Consider the following 19215-nt stretch of genomic DNA (forward strand, 5'->3'; position numbering starts at 1 on the left):
AATGGTAAACTATTGGTTTATTCCATTTCAATCCTCCTTTTGTCACAAAATTAAGAAAATATAATTTTGAAAATAAAATAAGCGCCTGCATAAAAGCAGGCGCTTATTTATTAGTTGCGGATAAGGTAGTCAAATGCACCTAGAGCTGCAGTTGCACCTGATCCCATTGAGATAATGATTTGTTTATAAGCACTGTCTGTGCAGTCACCAGCAGCAAATACGCCAGGGACATTCGTTGCACCATGCTTATCGACAAGAATTTCGCCAAAGCGACTGCGTTCAATTGCATCGCCTAGCCATTCTGTGTTCGGTACAAGACCGATTTGAACGAATACACCTTCTAGTTCAACGTGTTTTACTTCTTCCGTATCACGGTCCATGTATGAAATACCGTTTACTTTATCAGTACCCGTAATTTCAGTTGTTTGAACGTTTTTCAATACGGTTACGTTTGGAAGGGTATTTAAGCGTTCTTGTAAAACAGCATCTGCTTTCAGTTCAGGCAAGAACTCAAGAACAGTTACGTGTTCCACGATTCCAGCAAGATCGATTGCTGCTTCAATACCAGAGTTTCCTCCGCCAATAACCGCAACGCGTTTGCCTTCAAATAGTGGTCCATCACAGTGAGGGCAGTAAGCCACACCTTTGTTTTTGAATTCTGCTTCACCAGGAACGCCAACATTACGCCAGCGAGCACCTGTTGAAAGGATGACAGATTTACTTTTTAGAACCGCTCCGTTTTCAAGCTCAATTTCGACAAGGTCTTTTTTCTCTAGTTTGCTTGCGCGCTGTAAGTTCATTACATCGATGTTGTAATCTTTTACATGCTCTTCTAAGCTTGCTACAAGTTTTGGACCTTCCGTCTTTTTGATACTTACAAAGTTTTCGATGCCTAAGGTGTCCATAACTTGTCCACCAAAGCGCTCGGCTACGATACCCGTGCGAATACCTTTACGCGCTGCATAAATTGCAGCACTTGCACCAGCAGGACCGCCACCAACCACAAGTACATCGTATGGATCTTTGTCAGCAAACTCTGAAGCATCAGGGCCGCTACCCATTTTATTTAAAATTTCTTCTAATGTCATACGACCACTACCGAACTCTTCTCCGTTAAGGAAAACAGTCGGTACAGCCATAATTTCCTTGCGTTCTACTTCATCTTTGAAAGCAGCACCGTCAATCATTGTGTGACTAATATTGTCGTTTAGGACGCTAAGAATATTAAGTGCTTGTACAACATCAGGGCAGTTATGACAGGTTAAGCTGATATAAGACTCGAAGTGATACTTGCCTTTCATATTCTTAATTTGATCAATCACACTTTGATCTACTTTTGGTGCTCTACCGCTTACTTGTAGAAGAGCAAGAACCAATGAAGTAAACTCATGACCTAGGGGAACCCCAGCAAACGTAATGCCTGTATCTTCCCCGATACGATTAACACTAAAGCTTGGTGTGCGTTCTAACTCAGTTTTTTCAACTTTAATGCGTGATGACATTGTAGCTAGTTCATCCACTAGCGCTAGCATGTCATGAGATACTTTATCTTCTCCCGCGCTAACCTTTAAGAGGATATCGCTCTCTAGCATTTGAAGATACTGTTCTAGCTGTGCTTTGATATTTGCATCTAATAACATGTAATCAGACTCCTTAGATTTTACCTACAAGGTCAAGTCCTGGTGTAAGTGTTTCTCCGCCTTCTTCCCATTTAGCTGGGCAAACTTCACCTGGGTTTTTACGTACATATTGTGCAGCTTTGATTTTATTTACAAGTGTGCTTGCATCGCGGCCGATACCACCAGCGTTGATTTCAACTGTTTGGATCACGCCATCTGGATCGATGATGAAAGTTCCACGGTCAGCAAGACCTTCTTCTTCGTTTAATACTTCAAAGTTACGAGAGATTTTTTGAGATGGGTCACCAATCATTACGTACTCGATTGTGCTGATTGCTTCTGAATGATCGTGCCATGCTTTATGAGTGAAGTGAGTATCTGTAGAAACAGAGTATACTTCAACACCTAGGTCTTTTAATGTTGCGTATTCTTTTTGTAGGTCAGCTAATTCAGTTGGACATACAAAAGTGAAGTCTGCTGGATAGAAACAAACTACGCTCCATTTACCTTTCATGTTTTCTTCTGTTACTTCGATGAAATCACCGTTGTGGTAAGCTTGTGCTACGAATGGTTTTACTTCAGTACCGATTAATGACATATCAAAATTCCTCCTAGAAATTAATTTTAATCCTTCAAGATTATTATAACCCAAAAAATAAATTATAATAATTCTAATTCAATACTTATTATTATATAAAACATGTGAGCTTGTCAAAGGAAAAGTGCTTTTATTGTTAAAAAATTTGTCTAATAACCACGATTCCTTGTCAAATAAAGGTTTATAAAAATTTTTCTTTCCTTATTTTTAACATACATGAACAAGTAATATCCAATATAAGGTTTCAAAAAATCCAAAAACAATTTTACTTTTTAAAATGTTTGTGACGAAATTTTGAAGACGCTTTGAAAATAGGGGGGCATTTATTGAGAATTACGCTCCTTTAAGCTCGAAAAATCACCAAATTTATCACTGAAAATGAGGGAGTCCATTCATCTTTATTCACGTTATAATAGATAGGGGTGGTAACGTTCATGAAAGATATAACATTGAGTGCATTACTAGAGGTGATTGGAGACTTATTTTCAGATGAAATTTCAATCGCTGTTTCCAATACGAAAGAATACATTTATTATCGACCAAGCAAACGAGTTAATTTAAAAATTACGAAACATGATCCTATAAAAGAAGGAACCATTGCCTATCAAGCGATTATGAGTAAACAAAAGGTAGCTGAATTTATTCACCGTGATGTATTTGGTGTCCCTTATCACGGTGTCGCCGTACCCATTTGGAAGGAAGACGAAATTGAAGGCGTCGTGACCGCTATTTACCCAGCGTTAGCAGACGGAAAATCGGTGGTGACGGTCAAAACGGCCGACGGTTGGATTCCCGTTCCATTCTCAGATGTGGTCTACGTCGAGTCAAAAGATAAAAAGACGCTTGTTCATTCAGGTCTCATTTCTGGAACACATAAATATTCTTTACAAGACTTTGAATCCTTACTCCCAAAGGATTTTTTCATTCGTTGTCATCGATCTTTTATTGTGAATGTGAATGAGATTAAAGCGATTTATCCAGATGCCCACTCAACCTTTTTATTGGCTATGAAGAACGGGGATCAGATACCGGTTAGCCAGTCGTATTCAGGGTATTTCCGTAAGCTTCTTGGCTTCTAAATTTTCTGTTTGATACGGAATAATCGCTGTTTTGTCTGAAAATTCCGTCTTGTGTATGGAAAAACCCAAGTCCATGTGTTTAATGAGTAAAATAAAACTAACTATTCATTAAGCGAGGGATTATGATGGGAAACTACGAGGAACGCATTCGAAACGAACAATTACGAGATCGAGTTGTAACAGCTGAAGAAGCAGCTTCATGGATCGAAAATGGCATGACGCTTGGGCTAAGTGGTTTTACTCGTGCAGGTGATGTGAAGGCCGTACCTTTCGCGCTCGTGAATCGCGTGAGAGAAGAAGAGAACTTCAAGGTTAACGTTTATACAGGAGCATCACTAGGATCTGACGTAGATAAATTGTTTGCTGAAGCAGGGATTTTAGATAAACGATTGCCGTTTCAGGCTGATCCAACGATGAGAAAGGGCATTAATAAAGGAGACTTCTTATTTGTTGATCAACATTTATCTCACACATCGGAGCTTATTCGCAGTAATGTAATGAACGTTGATTTGGCAATTTTGGAAGCGGTTTCTATAACGGAGGATGGAATGGTCATTCCAACCACTTCCATTGGAAACTCTCTATCATTTGCCCTGAATGCAAAGTCGATTATTATCGAGCTAAACATGTCACAATCTCTTCAATTAGAAGGGTTACATGATCTATATGAACCAGGTAAACAAGGAGATCGTTTGCCTATTCCGTTAACCAAATCAAAGGACCGCATTGGAACAATTGGAATTCCTGTTGATATGAATAAAATTAGGGGCATTGTATTTACGGATCAACTAGATTCTCCGTCTACAATTGTACCACCGGATGAGGATACGGCGATTATGGCAGGTCACCTCATTGATTTTCTTCGACAAGAAGTGGAGGTAGGGCGTTTAACGAATAAGCTTGCTCCTCTTCAATCAGGAATTGGTTCTGTCGCAAATGCGGTATTGCACGGCATGCTGGATTCAGATTTTGAAGGGCTAGAGGTGTACTCAGAGGTTCTTCAAGATGCTGTATTTGACTTAATGGATGCAGGAAAAGTTGATTTTGCTTCTTGCTGCTCCATTACATTGTCAGAGGAAAAGATGAAAACGGTATTTGCAAACTTTGATCAATATCGTGATAAATTGCTAATGCGCCCTCAGGAAATTTCCAACCATCCAGAAATTATTCGCCGCTTGGGGTTAATCTCAATCAACACGGCGTTAGAGTTTGATATTTACGGCAACGTAAACTCTACGCATGTTCTTGGTTCCAAAATGATGAACGGAATTGGCGGGTCAGGAGACTTTGCACGAAATGCGCGTTTAGCGATCTTCGTTACGAAATCAATTGCAAAAGACGGTGCCATTTCTAGCATCGTTCCATTTGTGTCACACGTGGATCACACCGAGCATGATGTAGACGTAGTCGTGACAGAGCAAGGGTATGCGGATTTAAGGGGACTAGCACCACGTGAGAGAGTAGAACTCATCATTCAAAACTGTGCGCATCCAATGTATCGCAAGCAGCTTCTTGCTTATTATGAAGAAGCGAAAACAAGAGGTGGACAAACACCTCATATTTTGGAAAAAGCACTTTCTTGGCATATTAACTTCGCTCAGAATGGAACAATGCTAGAGAAGGTAGAAGAGCTAGTATAAAAGGTCACGTTCAAAAAGACTCTTTCATCGTGAGAAAGAGTCCTTTTGCGATGTTTCCCGTGAAACATTCAAAAGGGGTGGGAGGGGCGAAAACGTGCAAAACTGATTTCTATTTTTGAAAAAGTGTGATGTAATAGGTATAGAGCTCGTTTATGATCGTGTTCTAAGTAGCAAAAGAAGCGAGGAATGGAAGTTGAAAAAATTTAAGAAGTTTTACTTGGAGATTACGAGTATTTGTAATCTTGCATGTAGCTTTTGTCCCCCAACGGAGCGAGTGAAGCAGTTTATTTCACTAGAGGATTTCTCAAAACGTTTAGATGAAATTAAGCCATATACAGACTTTATTTATTTACATGTTAAAGGAGAACCTTTGCTTCATCCGAAAATTGATCAGCTATTGGATTTAAGTCATGAAAAAGGATTTAAGGTTAATATTACGACGAATGGTACCTTGATTAATAAAAATCGTCATAAACTATTAAATAAGCCAGCTCTTAGACAAATGAACTTTTCACTGCATAGCTTTGATGGTCATGAAGGGTCAAAGGATAAAGAGGGCTATGTTAGAAGTATTTTAGCATTCATTAAAGAAGCGACTACGCAATCAGATCTTATCGTATCGCTTAGACTTTGGAACCTTACGCAAGATAACAAAACAAACCTTGAAATTGAGCGTAACCGCACGATTCTACAAATTATTGAAGACGAATTTAATTTGGATTATCAAATTGAAGAAAAGCTGACGCCAGGTAGCGGTGTAAAAGTAGCGGAACGCGTGTTCATTAACCAAGATTATGAATTTAAATGGCCAGCGCTTCATGAGGAAGAGGACGATGGGAAAGGCTTCTGTCATGGTCTCCGTAACCAAGCGGGGATTTTAGCAAATGGAGTCGTTATTCCTTGTTGCTTAGACGGTGAAGGTGTCGTAAACCTCGGTAACATTAACGATAAGCCGTTTTCTGAGATTATTGAAGGGGAACGCGCCACAAATATCGTGGATGGTTTCTCGCGCCGTGTTGCGGTAGAAGAGTTATGTAGAAAATGTGGGTATCGACAACGTTTCGGTAAATAACAAAACGCCCTTGCTTCAGTACGAAGCAAGGGCGTTTCTCATTATACGAACAAGCTAAGAAGTAAGATAAATCCTAATCCAGCTACTGAAATGATTGTTTCAAGTAATGTCCAAGTAGAGAACGTTTCTTTCATTGTCAGACCGAAATATTCTTTGAACATCCAGAATCCTGCATCATTTACATGGGAAGCGATTACACTACCTGCTCCAGTCGCTAGAACAACTAGCGCTAAGTTTGCATCCGTGTGTCCAAGCAGCGGGTTCACTAATCCAACTGTTGTTAGAGCTGCCACCGTTGCAGATCCTAAAGAGATACGTAGAATAGCAGCGATAGACCATGCAAGAATGATTGGTGATAGAGAAGATCCGTTAAATAGATCTGCTACATAATTACCTACACCACCATCAATCAGTACTTGTTTGAAGGCACCGCCTCCACCGATAATTAAAAGCATCATACCGATTTGAGTAATAGCTGATACACAAGAGTCCATTACGTTTTTAATTGGAATGTTGCGAGCTAATCCCATTGTGTAAATAGCGACTAATAAAGAGATAAGCATCGATGTAGACGCGTCTCCAATGAAGCTAATTACATGGAAGATCGTATGGTCTTTTAATTCTAACGTTTCTTGAAGTAACTTAATAATCGTTGCAACAGACATTAAAATAACAGGAAGCATAGCTGTGAATACGCTAATTCCAAAACCAGGTGTTTCGTCAAGGTTGAATTCTTTTTGTTTTCCAAGAGACGCGATGTCGCCTGTTTTGTTGAATGAATCAGGTACAAGCTTTTTCGCAATTTTTGTGAATACTGGTCCAGCTAGGATCACAGTAGGGATTGCGATGATGAAACCATAAAGTAATACTTCACCGATATTTGCTCCGTACTCACCCGCGATAACAGTTGGTCCTGGATGCGGTGGTAAGAAGCCGTGTGTAACAGATAGTGCCGCAGCCATTGGAATACCAAGGTATAAAATGGAAACTTTTAGCTGTCTTGCGATTGCGAATACGATTGGGATTAATAGTACTAATCCAACTTCAAAGAATAAAGCGATTCCAATAATGAATGAAGCAGCTACTACAGCCCATTGGATGTTTTTCTCACCGAATTTTTTTACAAGCGTCATTGCGATACGCTGCGCACCGCCTGAGTCGGTAATTAATTTACCAAGCATAGCTCCAAGCCCAAATACAAGCGCTAAATGTCCGAGCGTTCCACCCAAGCCAGTTTCAATCGTCTTAACGACATTTTCTAACGGAATCCCAAGGGCTAATGCAACCCCAAAGGATACGATAATTAAAGAGACAAATGTATTTAATTTGAAACCCATTATAAGAATTAATAGTGCAACGATGCCGATTGCTACAATTACTAATGGCATGATAATTCCCCCAATTCCTTATCTATCTTGTTGTAATCGTTCTCATTTTTGTTTGTTGTTGTCTGCACTGTTTGCTAATAGCTGTTGAGATATCCATAAGTCTTCTACTTTACCTTGAACATCATCAAAGTTTCGGTGCAACGATTCAATCATTAGAGCGCGATCCTTTTTACGAATAGCTTCGATATATAATTCATGATTTGTAAAAATACGTTCAAAATCATCATATTTTTCTTCAAACCGCATCCTCATTGATAAGAGGATCAGGCTTTCCATCGTTGGCTTCAAGTTGTTCCAGATCATCATAATGTGCGAATGACCGATGGAACGAATAATCGTTTCGTGAAACAACACGTCTTGAAATGAAAATTCGTCTGCATCATGGTATTTGATGGCGATCTTCATCATTTCAAGAATTTTACTTAGCTCTTTTACGACTTGGTTAATATCTAGCTTAACGAGCCGTTCAAATACGAATGTTTCGATTAATAAGCGTACATCATAAATTTCTTCTATGTCTTTTTCTGTTAACCCAATAACCACAGCACCCATTCGTTCAAGGCGAATGATATTTTCTGATGCTAAAACTTTAAGTGCTTCACGAACAGGTGAACGACTAACAGCGAAATCGGCAGCTAATTTATTTTCAGATAAAATGGTACCGCTTTCAATCGTGCCAGAAATAATACGCATCCTTAATTCGTAAGCAACGCGATCACCGGTGGAAGCCTTTGTCAGCCACTTTGTAGGATACAAAAGACCCTCTGATTCACTCATCTATTCACCTTCCTTGCTGATCAAGTATACTTGTATACAAGTATTATAGTACATTATTCCTGTTTTGAAAACGCTTTTAATTATTTTTTTCAAAAAAATTAATCAAGCGCTTGTTGTATAGGCTATGCATCCCTCATTTAATCTAGAATAAAAACCATTTTCTCTACGCATTCTTGTAGAAAAAATGGTTTTTAGGCTTACTTACTACGTAATGAACCGTCTTCCATGAAAACAACACGATCGCATAAATCAAGCATTCGTTCATCATGTGTCACCATAATGGCTGCCTTCTCTCGTAACTTGACCTCATCAGCGAGCATTTTTACGACAGATCGTCCGCGCTCAGAGTCTAAGCTTGCGGTAGGTTCATCCGCTAATAGAATCTCAGGGTCATTCATCCATGCTCTGGCAATCGCCACGCGCTGCTTTTCACCCCCTGATAAAGTGTCAGGATGATTGTGTGCGCGGTGTGTTAATCCAAGTCGTGCTAACAGTTTTTCCGCTCTTTTCGAAGCTTCACGTCCTCTTTGACCGGATAGTTCTGCTAATAATAAAAGCTGATCTTGAACCGTCAGGTAGGGGATGAGATGGGCATTTTGAAAGACGAACCCAATCTTATTTAACCGAATGTGATTCATTTGAGTAGGGGATGCTTTTGTAATATCAATGCCGTCTAAAAGAATTTGTCCTTCAGTAGGTGATAAAAGGGCCCCAGCAATTGATAAGAACGTGCTTTTACCAGATCCAGAAGGTCCTACGACTGCAATTAGTTCACCTGCTTTTACATCTAGCGAAACATCCTTTAATACTTCTACCAACGTATCTCCATCTTGATATACTTTTCGGATGTTATTCAATCGTAATTTACTTTTCATTATGCAGCCCTCCCGATCGCATCAATTGCGTCTACCTTTGTTACTCGATACAGCGATAATAATGATCCAATGATTGAGACAACGATAAACAGGGCAGAGCAGACACCAACAAGAAACGGGCTAAGTTCAAACGGCATCGTACTCGGCAATAGCGTAGCTAATCCATAGGCAATCACAATGGCGAGTAATAAGCTGACCACGGTTAAAAATAGCATTTGAGTCAAAATAGATCGTGTTAAATAACGGGAAGTAGCGCCAATTGCTTTTAACACGCCAAACTGGTTGGATTTTTGAATGGTAATAACATAGAAAAATACTGCTAAAACGAAGGTCGCAATAACAAATAAAAAAACGATCATCATAACGAGAGATCCTTGTTCTTCCTTATAACCTGGTATTCCTTTTAGTGCGTCATTTTTCGTCACCAACTCGACACCAGACAGAGAATCCTCTAACTTCGTAGCTGCGGATTTGTTTCCGCTAAAAGCGAGTGCATTAAATTGATTTTTAAACTCTGATGGTTGGATTTCAGCCCATTCACGTTTGTTTATATGAATGACAGGGGTGTGGCTGAATGATTGTTTGTTTGTAAAGCCGATAATCGTAAAAGCTTTGTCTGTGCCCTTCATCTGAACCTGGTCACCGAGATGAAATCCGTTCTCTTTTAAGGATTCATTCACAACGACATTTTTTGTTGTTCGATTATCTAGCCTCTTTCCTTCTATAACCGTTGGATTTAAATTACGGTTCGCATCAACTGCAAAGAACGTCACGTCAATTTGTTTCTCTGCATTTACTTTCGTAATGGTGCTCATCTGAACGCCCAGTGGTGTCAGTTTTTTTGTGGATTCATGCTTTTGAATCTCATGAATTGTATCTGCCGATAACATCGATCGGTTAATACGACCTTCTGCGTCTTTTTGGACAACTAGATAATCCGCTTTAAGATTTTGAATTGAAGCAGCGTTATCTGAAGACAATCCTTTAGCCAATCCAGAAACAAAAAGCACTAGAAGGGCAATTAACATCATAATGGAACCTATTAAAAGGTAGCGTAGCTTTGCATGTTTTAGCTCACGTATGGCAAGAAACATTATCATCAACTCCATTCATCGTATTGTTTCTATGAATAGAATAAGAGTGAAATATGAATGGAGCGTGAACGGAAAATGACAAATGAATAATTAGCGTCTTGGGAATGTTACGATAAAAGTTGTCCCTTTACCTAACTCGCTTTTTACATCAATTGTTCCTTCGTGTAAATCAATGATCTTTTTCACAATGGCTAGTCCTAAACCACTGCTTGCTTCCTTGCGATCTCTTGCTTTATCTGCTTTATAAAAACGTTCAAAAATATGCTCAATCTGAGAGGGGGCAATGCCTATTCCGGTATCAGAAATGGTGACCATACAATCGGTGTCACGTGTACGAATCGATAAGGAGATCGTTCCCCCTGGCTCTGTAAACTTAATGCTATTTGTAATAAGATTTGTCCATACTTGATGAAGAAAATTTTCATCAGCAAAGACAAATGTGCTTGGAAGCTCCATATCAACAGCAATATCTTTTTCACGCCAATGCCATTCGGTCATCATGAGTACTTGCTTTAGTTGGTTTGAAAGGTCGAACGTGGTCTTTGTTAAGAGCCCATCTTCCTTATCAAGCGAAGCAAGAGTTAACAACTGTTTGCTAAGCTGCGACATCCGCTTACTTTCATGTTCAATAATTTCTAAATATCGTCTTCGTTCTTCCTCAGGTAACGAGGGAGATTGCAAGGTTTGAGAAAATCCTTGTATAGATGATAGAGGTGATTGAATTTCATGTGAGACGTTTGAAACAAATTCCTGTCTGCTTGCTTCGACTTGTTCAAGTCCTTTCGCCATTTGTGAGAAGTGACTAGCTAGTCTACCAATTTCATCGCGTCTATTGACGTTTAATTGTAGGTTATAGTCGCCTTTAGAGAGCCTTTTCGTTGCTTCCGTTAGTCTTGTAATTGGTTTTACAATGTAACGTGTACTAATAATGACGAGTAGTACACTAATGAAAAAAGTAAGAACGAGTAACACGGCTAAAAAGATACGTAGCTCACCGATTTGAAGTTCTGTGTCAGGGCGTAAAAATAAAGCATATTTCGTACCGTTGGCTGTAATAGGAACACCAACGGTATTTCGGAGATCATTTTCGAAAAAACCTGTAATGAATACTTTTGATGGATAGTCTTTGATTCCATGATATTTATTCCCTGCTAACACAGATTGAATGTTCGCGGTTCTTAATGTGTTTTTGCGAAATTCATTTCCGAAGAACATGGTTTTTTTCTGTTCATCCACTAAATAAAGTTGATAGCCCAGATGTCCAACGCTTGTTAAATAGGCATCAATATTGTCTTCAGCATTATCTTCATAAAAATCTTTGATATCGTTCGCCATCTTCGTTAGCTTCTGGTCGTTTGCAGGCTTTAATTTAAACTGGTAATAGGCGTTGGAGAGAAAAAAGGCGAAAAAACTACTTAAGATCATCACGAAAATGGTTGTGAGGAAGATACGTAAATAAAGAGTTCTCACGGTTTAGAAACCTCCAATTTATAGCCAACGCCTCGTACCGTCTGGATCTGGAAGTCATCTGTATGGTTTGCAAATCGCTCCCTTAGACGTTTAATATGTACATCAATTGTACGGTCATCGCCATCAAAATCGGCACCCCAAACGAGCTGAATTAATTCCTCTCTGGAAAAGGCGCGACTTGGAAAACTAGCAAGCTGTGCGAGCAGTTCGAATTCACGCATTGGCAACATAATCGTTTTTCCTTTTACCTGAACCTCATAGCTTCTCCGGTCGATGATGGTTTGGTTTAACAAGATTTTTTCTGAACTTACCATTTGATAGCGGCGTAGTAATGCTTTGATTCGGAAGAGGAGTTCGCGTGGTTCAAACGGCTTTGTGACGTAATCATCTGTTCCGACTGTAAAACCACGTTCTTTATCTATAAGCTGATCTTTGGCAGTTAGAAGGATGATAGGAAAATCATAGTAGCGGCGAATTTCCTCACATAACTGAAAACCATCTTTATTAGGCATCATTATATCGACAATCGCCAACTGAACTTGACGTTGTTCTAAAATTTGTAAGGCCTCGACTCCATCTGATGCCTCTAACACGACGTATCCTTCGGTTTGAAGGTAATGGCGGAGCAGTTCCCGAATATGTATATCATCATCTGCTATTAGGATATGAATCATTTTTAACATCACCTCAAAACTAGCTTTTTCTCTATTCTAAAGTGCTTTTAACAGAAAAGAAAGAAGCACCGGGATTCCGATGCTTCCTTTTGTTCGTCGGTTCGCTTAACGTATGGTGGAGATGTTAGACATGAAAAATCCAAACAACAATTGGACCCAGTATCGACCCTAAAATCGCACTTAACGTCATTGAGACAGAGCTCATTGATACCGTTAGCTCTCCGTATTCTAGCGCCTTTGATGTTCCTAAAGCATGTGAGGCGCTGCCAAGAGCAATTCCTTTTCCAAGTGAGCTGTGAATCCGGAGCCATTTTAAGACAAGTGGTCCAAGTATCACACCAGAAAAGCCCGCGATCATGACAAATACGATGGTCATAGAAGGAATCCCACCTAAACCTGAAGCAATTTGAATGGCGACAGGAGTTGTAATGGATTTCGGAACAATGGATAAAATAAGATTACGATCAACGCCAAATATTTCTGCAAAAACGAGTCCACTAATCATGCCACAAAAAAGACCAACAACCACTCCACCTAGAATCGGAAAGCTGTATTTTAAAAGAATGTGTCGCTGTTTATAAAGAGGGTAAGCAAGAGCAACAACGGCAGGACCTAGCAAGGAATTAATCCACTTTCCACCACTCATATAGTCTTCATAAGGTATATGGAGTATGACTAGGATAACGATCATGAGAATGGTAGTGGTTAAAACGGGAATAAAAATAGGATACGAAAAGCGCACGTATAGTTTTGCCATTAATAAGTAGGCGATAACTGTTAGGACAATCATAGCGATTGCGAAGATTGCTTGTTGCATGCTTTTTCCTCCTTTCGTCTATTTGCTTTTTGCTCTAAGAATTGACTTGCAAATCCCGCCACAACCATTGTTAGAATCGTACTTGCAATAATGATAAAAAATAAAATTGCTCCGTTTAGTGAAAAAAGGGATGGGTATTTCATAATCCCTGTAATCGCAGGTATAAATAGAAGGGGGAGAAAGGCTAATAAAAAACTAGATCCATCTTCAATTATTTTCACTGGGATGACTTTGCATAGTAATAGAATAAAAAGCAATAAAAGACCAATGATACTCCCTGGAACCGGAAGATGTGAGACTTGATGAATGTACTCACCAATAAAGGAGAAGACATATAAAATGATAATTTGAATGATAATCCGAATAATTTTAATCACGAATATCGTTCCTCTCTATCTAGGGCACAAAAATAATTGCATACGACAAATATATAGTTGTATTATACAACTATGTTTGGTATTGTCAACGAGCACGACGTAATGAGGAGTGAATAAAATTGATGAAAAAAAGTTCAATTGAACAAATTGAATATGAATTAACGACCTTTATTAGAAGAGCCGTTTACTTAGATACGTCTGATCGTAAAATTGGGCATCTTGAACGAGCACCTTATTTGCTGTTAAGGGAGTTAGATGAAGTGGGGGCTACACGAGTAAAAGAGCTAGCAGCATCTTTCAAACTGGATATTTCCACTCTTTCACGTCAGGCTGCAGCGCTAGAGGAGAGGAAGTTCATTACACGTTCTTCAGATCCTACTGATCGACGCGTCAGTTTACTAATGATTACGGAAAAAGGAAAAGAAGCATTGGAGAAGGACAAAAGGTTACGAATTGAACGATATGAGAGCATGCTTAAAGGCTGGTCAGAAGAAGATAAAGAGACATTTGGTATCCTTATCAGTCGGATGAATGATGTTTTTTTTGAATAAAACAAGGGGCTCCTTTATGAAAGAAGCCCCTTTTGGAATTGTTTCGGAGTCGTATCCGTTATCTTCTTAAACACCTTTGTAAAATGACTTTGATCGTGAAAATTTAGAAGGGAAGCAATCTCCATGATGGAGCGATTTGTGTACGTTATCAGCTTCTTTGCTTCTTCAATCTTTGATTGTTGAATGTATTCGGTCAAGGACATCCCAACTTCTTTTTTAAATAGTACGGACAAATAGCTTGAATTTAAATAGGTTAGTGCTGAAAGCTGTGTTAACGAGATCTCTTCATATAAATGGGTTAAAACATAGTGTTGAACGGTGGTAATAGGCTTTGAGTATTTAGTACCTCTTGTTGTGGCAACTCGTTCAGTTAGTTCGAGTAAGGCTTTTTCAATAAAAGGGCTAACAGCGAAGACGTCACTTATTTCTTCTAAATTTTGAATAAAAAAATCGCTAAGCGTGTACGCAATTTCAGAGTTTAACCCACCCTCAACTGCAGCTCTCGTTGCTAGAGCAATACAGACGATGCCCAAATTTTTTTCGCTCCGCAGATGGCTCGTTTTTGACAGAACTCCAACGTCACCTGTTTCAGGGAAAATTTTAAGATTAGCAATCAAGTCCTCTTTTTGACCATTTCTGACGCACCCAAAAACCTTCTCTTCAATAGAAGGATGGGCATGGATAAGCGAATGCTCTCGTCGATTTGAGATATGAGAATCGGGAGGTTGAACTTGTATGGGGTTATTTTGTCTTAATTCTTTGATATCTCGACAAACAACTTGTTGTTGATAGATCATATAAAACATCGAGCTACTAATATGGATAAATTTTAAGCGATTTACTACAGGAAGCGAATAATAGTACTGAAAGGCTTCTTTATTGTGTATGTTTAGCTGATAATCACTTAAAACCCCTTTTACTGATTCATCTGTAAGATGTGAATATACGACGGGACCGCCGATAATTTTCCCTAAAAAGCAATCCTCATGATATAAATTGATCATAAAAAAGTATTCTAAGCGGCCTGTTGATTTTAGGAGAGGCAATCGGTATTCTTGTTCCTCCAGAAACAACGATGCAAGGAAGTCTCGGTTTGATTTATAAATAGGGTGAGAAGGATAGAGAGTAGATTGTTCCAAAGAAATTTCTCCATTCTTATTTAATAAGAAGATTGGAATATCATGAAGTTGATGAATTAGCTCGCACACGTATTTTACTTGTTCAAAATCCCCCGCGATCATATATAATCCCCCTGTAGATTTTATTTTTGAATTTTCTAATAATAATACAAATTTCCTAGAAAAAGTACAATATTTCACACATGATAATTTCTATAATCCAATTAAGAAAACGCTTTCTTTTTTAAAAAGCTAACACTTAGGAGGTCATCATGGGTAGAAATATAAAAGACATTTTATCACAATTAACTTTAGAAGAAAAAGTAAGCCTTTGTTCAGGGTTAGATTTTTGGCATACGAAGGGGATTGAACGTCTAGACATTCCTTCTATTATGTTAACAGACGGTCCGCACGGATTAAGAAAGCAAGTAGAAGGGGCTGATCATCTAGGCATTCATCATAGTGTGCCTGCAACATGTTTTCCATCGGCCGTTGGATTGGCTAGTACATGGAATAAGGAATTAATTCAGCAGGTAGGTGTAGCGTTAGGAGAGGAATGCCAGGCAGAAAATGTAGCTGTCCTTTTAGGTCCTGGAGCAAATATCAAACGCTCGCCTCTGTGCGGAAGAAACTTTGAGTACTTCTCAGAAGATCCTTATCTCTCTTCTCAAATGGCGACGAATCATATTAAAGGTGTGCAGAGTCAAGGGGTAGGCACATCGTTAAAGCATTTTGCAGCTAACAATCAAGAACACCGACGAATGTCTACGAATGCCGTAGTGGATGAGCGAACGCTTCGCGAAATTTATTTAGCAAGCTTTGAGACAGCTGTAAAGGAAGCACAGCCTTGGACAGTTATGAGTGCCTATAACAAAGTAAACGGCGGATATGCCTCTGAAAATAGCCATTTATTACAAGATATTTTAAAAGATGAGTGGGGATTTGAAGGATTTGTCGTCTCTGATTGGGGCGCTGTAAATGAGATTGTTGACAGCTTGAAAAATGGCTTAGAGCTAGAAATGCCTTCTAGTTGTGGCGTTGGTGAACGAAAGCTGACGAAGGCCTTAGAAGATGGCCAACTTTCTGAAGAAGTATTGAATAGCGCAGTTGAAAGATTGCTATCAATTATTTTTAAATCAGTTGATCATCAAAAGGAAAATGCTACTTACAGTAAAGAAGAACACCATCAGCTAGCGCGCGAGGTAGCAAGAGAAAGTATGGTGCTCTTAAAAAATGACGAAAACATCCTGCCTCTGAGTAAAAAAGGCAAACTAGCAGTGATCGGTGATTTTGCTCATAATCCCCGCTATCAGGGTGGAGGAAGCTCTCATATCAACCCAACAAACCTTGAAAATATTTTAGATGAAATACAATTAGTAGCAGGTCAAGAGACGGACGTTACGTTTGCTAAAGGATATCGCCTTGAAAGTGATGAGGTGGAAGAAGCTCTTTTAGAAGAAGCAAAAAAAGTAGCAGAAAGCGCTGAGACAGCCGTTCTATTTGTAGGATTGCCTGATCGATACGAGTCAGAGGGCTACGACCGTAATCACCTTCGTTTACCAGAGAACCACATTAAGCTTATTGAGGCAGTGGCTTCGGTTCAATCGAATATTGTTATTGTTTTAAGTAATGGAGCACCTATTGAGATGCCTTGGCTTGATCAGGCTAAAGCAGTTCTTGAAGGATATTTAGGTGGTCAAGCGCTTGGTGGTGCTATTGCTGACTTATTATTTGGGGAAGCAAGCCCAAGTGGAAAATTAGCAGAAACGTTCCCAAAAGAGCTTAGTCAAAACCCATCATTCCTAAATTTCCCTGGGGAAGAAGATACGGTGGAGTATAAAGAAGGAATTTTTGTTGGGTATCGTTATTACGATAAGAAACGTGTGGAGCCGCTTTTCCCATTTGGATATGGTTTGAGCTACACAGCATTTGAATATAGCAATCTGAAGCTGGAGCGAGCATCCATTCAAGATGACGAACACGTCACGGTTCATGTTGATGTGAAAAACGTAGGAGATATAAAAGGAAAAGAAGTCGTTCAGCTATATGTCAAAGACGTTGAGAGCACTGTAATTAGACCTGAAAAAGAGTTAAAAGGGTTTGAGAAGGTAGAGTTAGCGCCTAGAGAAGTAAAAACTGTTACGTTTACTCTTAATAAACGATCCTTTGCTTACTACAACGTAGCATTAAAAGATTGGCATGTTGAAACGGGTGAATTTGAGATTTTAGTTGGAAAATCATCGAAGGAAATCATTCTTTCAGAGTTTTTGCATGTAGAGTCCTCAACAAAATTCAAAAAAGATGTTCATCGCAATACAACTGTTGGAGACCTTTTATCCAATCCAGATCTAGCACCAGTAGCGAAAGAGCTTTTGGCAGAGGCAAATAAAAATAATCCTCTTGCTAATCTAGCTGAAATGGATGAAGAGGGAGCAGAAATGATGGTTGCAATGATGAACTACATGCCGCTTCGTGCACTTGTTAACTTTAGTCAGGGGAATTTTACAGAGGAAATGCTTGGTGAAATGATTAATCGTTTGAATGAGGAATTGACTATAAAGGCCTAAATCAAGTTCTCCAACTCTCTTAAATGAGAGTTGGAGATAAATAAGATGAGGAGTTTTTTGTTAGCTTTAATGAAAGCGTTAACAAAAGATGAGTTGAGGGGGAAATATCATGTCAAAGCAGGCAATAAGGGGGCAAGTAAGTACACCGTTTGGGAGATTAACAACTGGGATTATGTTTGGCTATACGTGTATGATGGTTGGATTATTAACACCTGCTATGATGCTTTTAACATTTAAAATGATGGAAATTGATCCGAATGGTTATACATCGTCTTATGGATTAATAGCGGGGGTAGGGGCGATCTTTGCTTTAGCTGGAAATCCATTAGGGGGAGCCATTAGTGACCGAACAAATATTGGATTTAGGAGAAGAAAAACATGGATTTTCCTAGGGCCATTACTAGGTGCTGCGGCGCTATTATTTATCGGATTTGCGACTGAGATTTGGCAGGTGCTTGTTGGTTGGTGCGTAGCGCAATTATTCTTTAATTTTGGAATGGCCGCTTATACAGCTCTTATTCCAGATCAAGTAAAAGTGGAGAAGCAGGGAACAATCTCTGGGCTATTAGGATTAGCGCTTCCGTTAGGAGTAGCCATTGGTACTGTACTTATGATGAGCATTGGTACAGCTTCTACACATACAAAGTGGATTCTTATTTCGGCTATTGGTGTTATTGGACCGATTATTAGCTTATTTATTATTCGAGATGGAAAAATTGAGATCCCGCATGTAGAAAGATCTGGAGACAAGACCTCTCTTGTAGAGAAAATCAGCAAAGTCTACCCGAGCCCTCGTAAATTCCCTGAGTTTTCATGGGCGATTGCTTCTAAGTTTTTAATTATGATGGGTTATTTTAGCACGCTGTATATGACAGTTATGTTAGTGAACCGCCTAGGATTTTCCGAGCAACAAGCAACAAATAGCATCGGAACAATTAATTTAGTAGGCTTAGCGGCAACATCTCTTACAAGTATTGTGGGAGGTCTATTAGCAGACAAATTCAAGAAACAAAAGCCATTTTTATATGGCTCAACGGTCATCATTATCGTAGGGCTGCTTATGCTTACGTTCACAACAAACTTCAGCATCATCCTAATTGCAAGTATCATCATGGGCTTAGGTCTTGGATGCTTTACAGCGGTCGATTTAGCTCTCGTTTCGCGTATTCTTCCTAATAAAGAAGATGCGGCAAAAGACTTTGGTTTAATGAACGTAGCGAACGCATTACCGCAATCTATTGTTCCGGCCCTTGCACCACTGCTTCTTGCGATCGGAAGCTGGCCATTCTTCTTCTTATTCCTTACAGGATGTACGGTGTTAGGTATGTTATCACTTAAACCGCTACCAGAGGTTGGGCAGTCAAAAGAGGAAGTTGTTCCGTTACCAATCGAGGTACCGAGGCAATTAAGTTAACTATGCTGAGGAGGCTGGGACAAAACCCCTCCTCTGAGATGAAAAAAGCGGTGAGAGTTTACGAGAAGTAAACTCTCACCGCTTT

At 39.3% G+C, this 19215-nt stretch carries 17 protein-coding genes; 6 read left to right on the forward strand and 11 right to left on the reverse strand.

Going from position 1 to position 19215, the window contains the following annotated elements:
• Positions 1 to 110: 110 nt before the first annotated feature.
• On the reverse strand, positions 111 to 1640 hold the full coding sequence (gene ahpF, locus AMD01_RS12890) for an alkyl hydroperoxide reductase subunit F (RefSeq protein WP_053401836.1): 1530 nt from the start codon (positions 1638 to 1640) through the stop codon (positions 111 to 113).
• A gap of 13 nt (positions 1641 to 1653) precedes the next feature.
• A complete protein-coding gene (gene ahpC, locus AMD01_RS12895) occupies positions 1654 to 2217 on the reverse strand; it encodes an alkyl hydroperoxide reductase subunit C (protein WP_053401837.1) in 564 nt (187 codons plus the stop codon).
• A gap of 434 nt (positions 2218 to 2651) precedes the next feature.
• On the opposite strand from ahpC, the gene AMD01_RS12900 reads away from it, so the two are divergent.
• The 3 genes from AMD01_RS12900 (at position 2652) to AMD01_RS12910 (ending at position 6008) form a co-directional block, all read left to right on the forward strand.
• Positions 2652 to 3296 carry a LytTR family DNA-binding domain-containing protein gene (locus tag AMD01_RS12900; protein WP_053401838.1) on the forward strand — a complete coding sequence of 215 codons (645 nt, stop codon included), beginning with the start codon at positions 2652 to 2654 and terminating at the stop codon, positions 3294 to 3296.
• A 125-nt stretch (positions 3297 to 3421) separates the two neighbouring features.
• Positions 3422 to 4936: a succinyl-CoA:acetate CoA-transferase ScpC gene (gene scpC, locus AMD01_RS12905; protein ID WP_053401839.1), complete on the forward strand. Its 1515-nt coding sequence runs from the start codon at positions 3422 to 3424 to the stop codon at positions 4934 to 4936.
• Between the two features lie 193 nt (positions 4937 to 5129).
• Positions 5130 to 6008, forward strand: coding sequence for a radical SAM/SPASM domain-containing protein (locus tag AMD01_RS12910; protein ID WP_053401855.1), 879 nt, complete (start codon positions 5130 to 5132; stop codon positions 6006 to 6008).
• Between the two features lie 41 nt (positions 6009 to 6049).
• Here AMD01_RS12910 and AMD01_RS12915 read toward each other — a convergent pair whose 3' ends face one another.
• The 8 genes from AMD01_RS12915 to AMD01_RS12950 all read right to left on the reverse strand — a co-directional run bounded on the left by AMD01_RS12915 (position 6050) and on the right by AMD01_RS12950 (position 13477).
• On the reverse strand, positions 6050 to 7396 hold the full coding sequence (locus AMD01_RS12915; RefSeq protein ID WP_053401840.1) for a GntP family permease: 1347 nt from the start codon (positions 7394 to 7396) through the stop codon (positions 6050 to 6052).
• A gap of 42 nt (positions 7397 to 7438) precedes the next feature.
• Positions 7439 to 8173 carry a GntR family transcriptional regulator gene (locus AMD01_RS12920; protein ID WP_053401841.1) on the reverse strand — a complete coding sequence of 245 codons (735 nt, stop codon included), beginning with the start codon at positions 8171 to 8173 and terminating at the stop codon, positions 7439 to 7441.
• A 197-nt stretch (positions 8174 to 8370) separates the two neighbouring features.
• Positions 8371 to 9048: an ABC transporter ATP-binding protein gene (locus AMD01_RS12925; RefSeq protein ID WP_053401842.1), complete on the reverse strand. Its 678-nt coding sequence runs from the start codon at positions 9046 to 9048 to the stop codon at positions 8371 to 8373.
• Positions 9048 to 10142 (reverse strand): ABC transporter permease, encoded by a 1095-nt coding sequence (locus tag AMD01_RS12930; RefSeq protein ID WP_053401843.1) that lies wholly within the window; start codon positions 10140 to 10142, stop codon positions 9048 to 9050. The genes AMD01_RS12925 and AMD01_RS12930 overlap by 1 nt, the downstream gene beginning before the upstream one ends.
• A gap of 90 nt (positions 10143 to 10232) precedes the next feature.
• Positions 10233 to 11612: a sensor histidine kinase gene (locus AMD01_RS12935; RefSeq protein ID WP_053401844.1), complete on the reverse strand. Its 1380-nt coding sequence runs from the start codon at positions 11610 to 11612 to the stop codon at positions 10233 to 10235.
• A complete protein-coding gene (locus AMD01_RS12940) occupies positions 11609 to 12286 on the reverse strand; it encodes a response regulator transcription factor (RefSeq protein WP_053401845.1) in 678 nt (225 codons plus the stop codon). Before AMD01_RS12940 ends, AMD01_RS12935 begins: the two co-directional genes overlap by 4 nt.
• Positions 12287 to 12410: 124 nt before the next feature.
• On the reverse strand, positions 12411 to 13103 hold the full coding sequence (locus AMD01_RS12945; protein ID WP_053401846.1) for an LrgB family protein: 693 nt from the start codon (positions 13101 to 13103) through the stop codon (positions 12411 to 12413).
• Positions 13073 to 13477, reverse strand: a complete 405-nt coding sequence (locus AMD01_RS12950; RefSeq protein WP_053401856.1) for a CidA/LrgA family holin-like protein — start codon at positions 13475 to 13477, stop codon at positions 13073 to 13075. Before AMD01_RS12950 ends, AMD01_RS12945 begins: the two co-directional genes overlap by 31 nt.
• Before the next feature lie 122 nt (positions 13478 to 13599).
• Here AMD01_RS12950 and AMD01_RS12955 point away from each other — a divergent pair, with 122 nt between their 5' ends.
• On the forward strand, positions 13600 to 14031 hold the full coding sequence (locus tag AMD01_RS12955) for a MarR family winged helix-turn-helix transcriptional regulator (RefSeq protein WP_053401847.1): 432 nt from the start codon (positions 13600 to 13602) through the stop codon (positions 14029 to 14031).
• A gap of 14 nt (positions 14032 to 14045) precedes the next feature.
• Here AMD01_RS12955 and AMD01_RS12960 read toward each other — a convergent pair whose 3' ends face one another.
• Entirely contained in the window at positions 14046 to 15272 is a 1227-nt protein-coding gene (locus AMD01_RS12960) for a helix-turn-helix domain-containing protein (RefSeq protein ID WP_053401848.1), read from the reverse strand.
• A gap of 149 nt (positions 15273 to 15421) precedes the next feature.
• Here AMD01_RS12960 and AMD01_RS12965 point away from each other — a divergent pair, with 149 nt between their 5' ends.
• A complete protein-coding gene (locus AMD01_RS12965; RefSeq protein ID WP_053401849.1) occupies positions 15422 to 17716 on the forward strand; it encodes a glycoside hydrolase family 3 C-terminal domain-containing protein in 2295 nt (764 codons plus the stop codon).
• Between the two features lie 109 nt (positions 17717 to 17825).
• A complete protein-coding gene (locus AMD01_RS12970) occupies positions 17826 to 19130 on the forward strand; it encodes an MFS transporter (protein WP_053401850.1) in 1305 nt (434 codons plus the stop codon).
• Positions 19131 to 19215 lie beyond the last annotated feature (85 nt).

Source organism: Priestia koreensis (assembly GCF_001274935.1).
Lineage (GTDB): Bacteria > Bacillota > Bacilli > Bacillales > Bacillaceae_H > Bacillus_AG > Bacillus_AG koreensis.

Coding starts and splice junctions, on each gene's coding strand:
- ahpF (WP_053401836.1), bottom strand. CDS start 1,640: ATGTTATTAGATGCAAATATCAAAGCACAGCTAGAACAGTATCTTCAA.
- scpC (WP_053401839.1), top strand. CDS start 3,422: ATGGGAAACTACGAGGAACGCATTCGAAACGAACAATTACGAGATCGA.
- AMD01_RS12965 (WP_053401849.1), top strand. CDS start 15,422: ATGGGTAGAAATATAAAAGACATTTTATCACAATTAACTTTAGAAGAA.
- AMD01_RS12960 (WP_053401848.1), bottom strand. CDS start 15,272: ATGATCGCGGGGGATTTTGAACAAGTAAAATACGTGTGCGAGCTAATT.
- AMD01_RS12970 (WP_053401850.1), top strand. CDS start 17,826: ATGTCAAAGCAGGCAATAAGGGGGCAAGTAAGTACACCGTTTGGGAGA.
- AMD01_RS12930 (WP_053401843.1), bottom strand. CDS start 10,142: ATGTTTCTTGCCATACGTGAGCTAAAACATGCAAAGCTACGCTACCTT.
- AMD01_RS12940 (WP_053401845.1), bottom strand. CDS start 12,286: ATGATTCATATCCTAATAGCAGATGATGATATACATATTCGGGAACTG.
- AMD01_RS12915 (WP_053401840.1), bottom strand. CDS start 7,396: ATGCCATTAGTAATTGTAGCAATCGGCATCGTTGCACTATTAATTCTT.
- AMD01_RS12920 (WP_053401841.1), bottom strand. CDS start 8,173: ATGAGTGAATCAGAGGGTCTTTTGTATCCTACAAAGTGGCTGACAAAG.
- AMD01_RS12925 (WP_053401842.1), bottom strand. CDS start 9,048: ATGAAAAGTAAATTACGATTGAATAACATCCGAAAAGTATATCAAGAT.
- AMD01_RS12945 (WP_053401846.1), bottom strand. CDS start 13,103: ATGCAACAAGCAATCTTCGCAATCGCTATGATTGTCCTAACAGTTATC.
- ahpC (WP_053401837.1), bottom strand. CDS start 2,217: ATGTCATTAATCGGTACTGAAGTAAAACCATTCGTAGCACAAGCTTAC.
- AMD01_RS12900 (WP_053401838.1), top strand. CDS start 2,652: ATGAAAGATATAACATTGAGTGCATTACTAGAGGTGATTGGAGACTTA.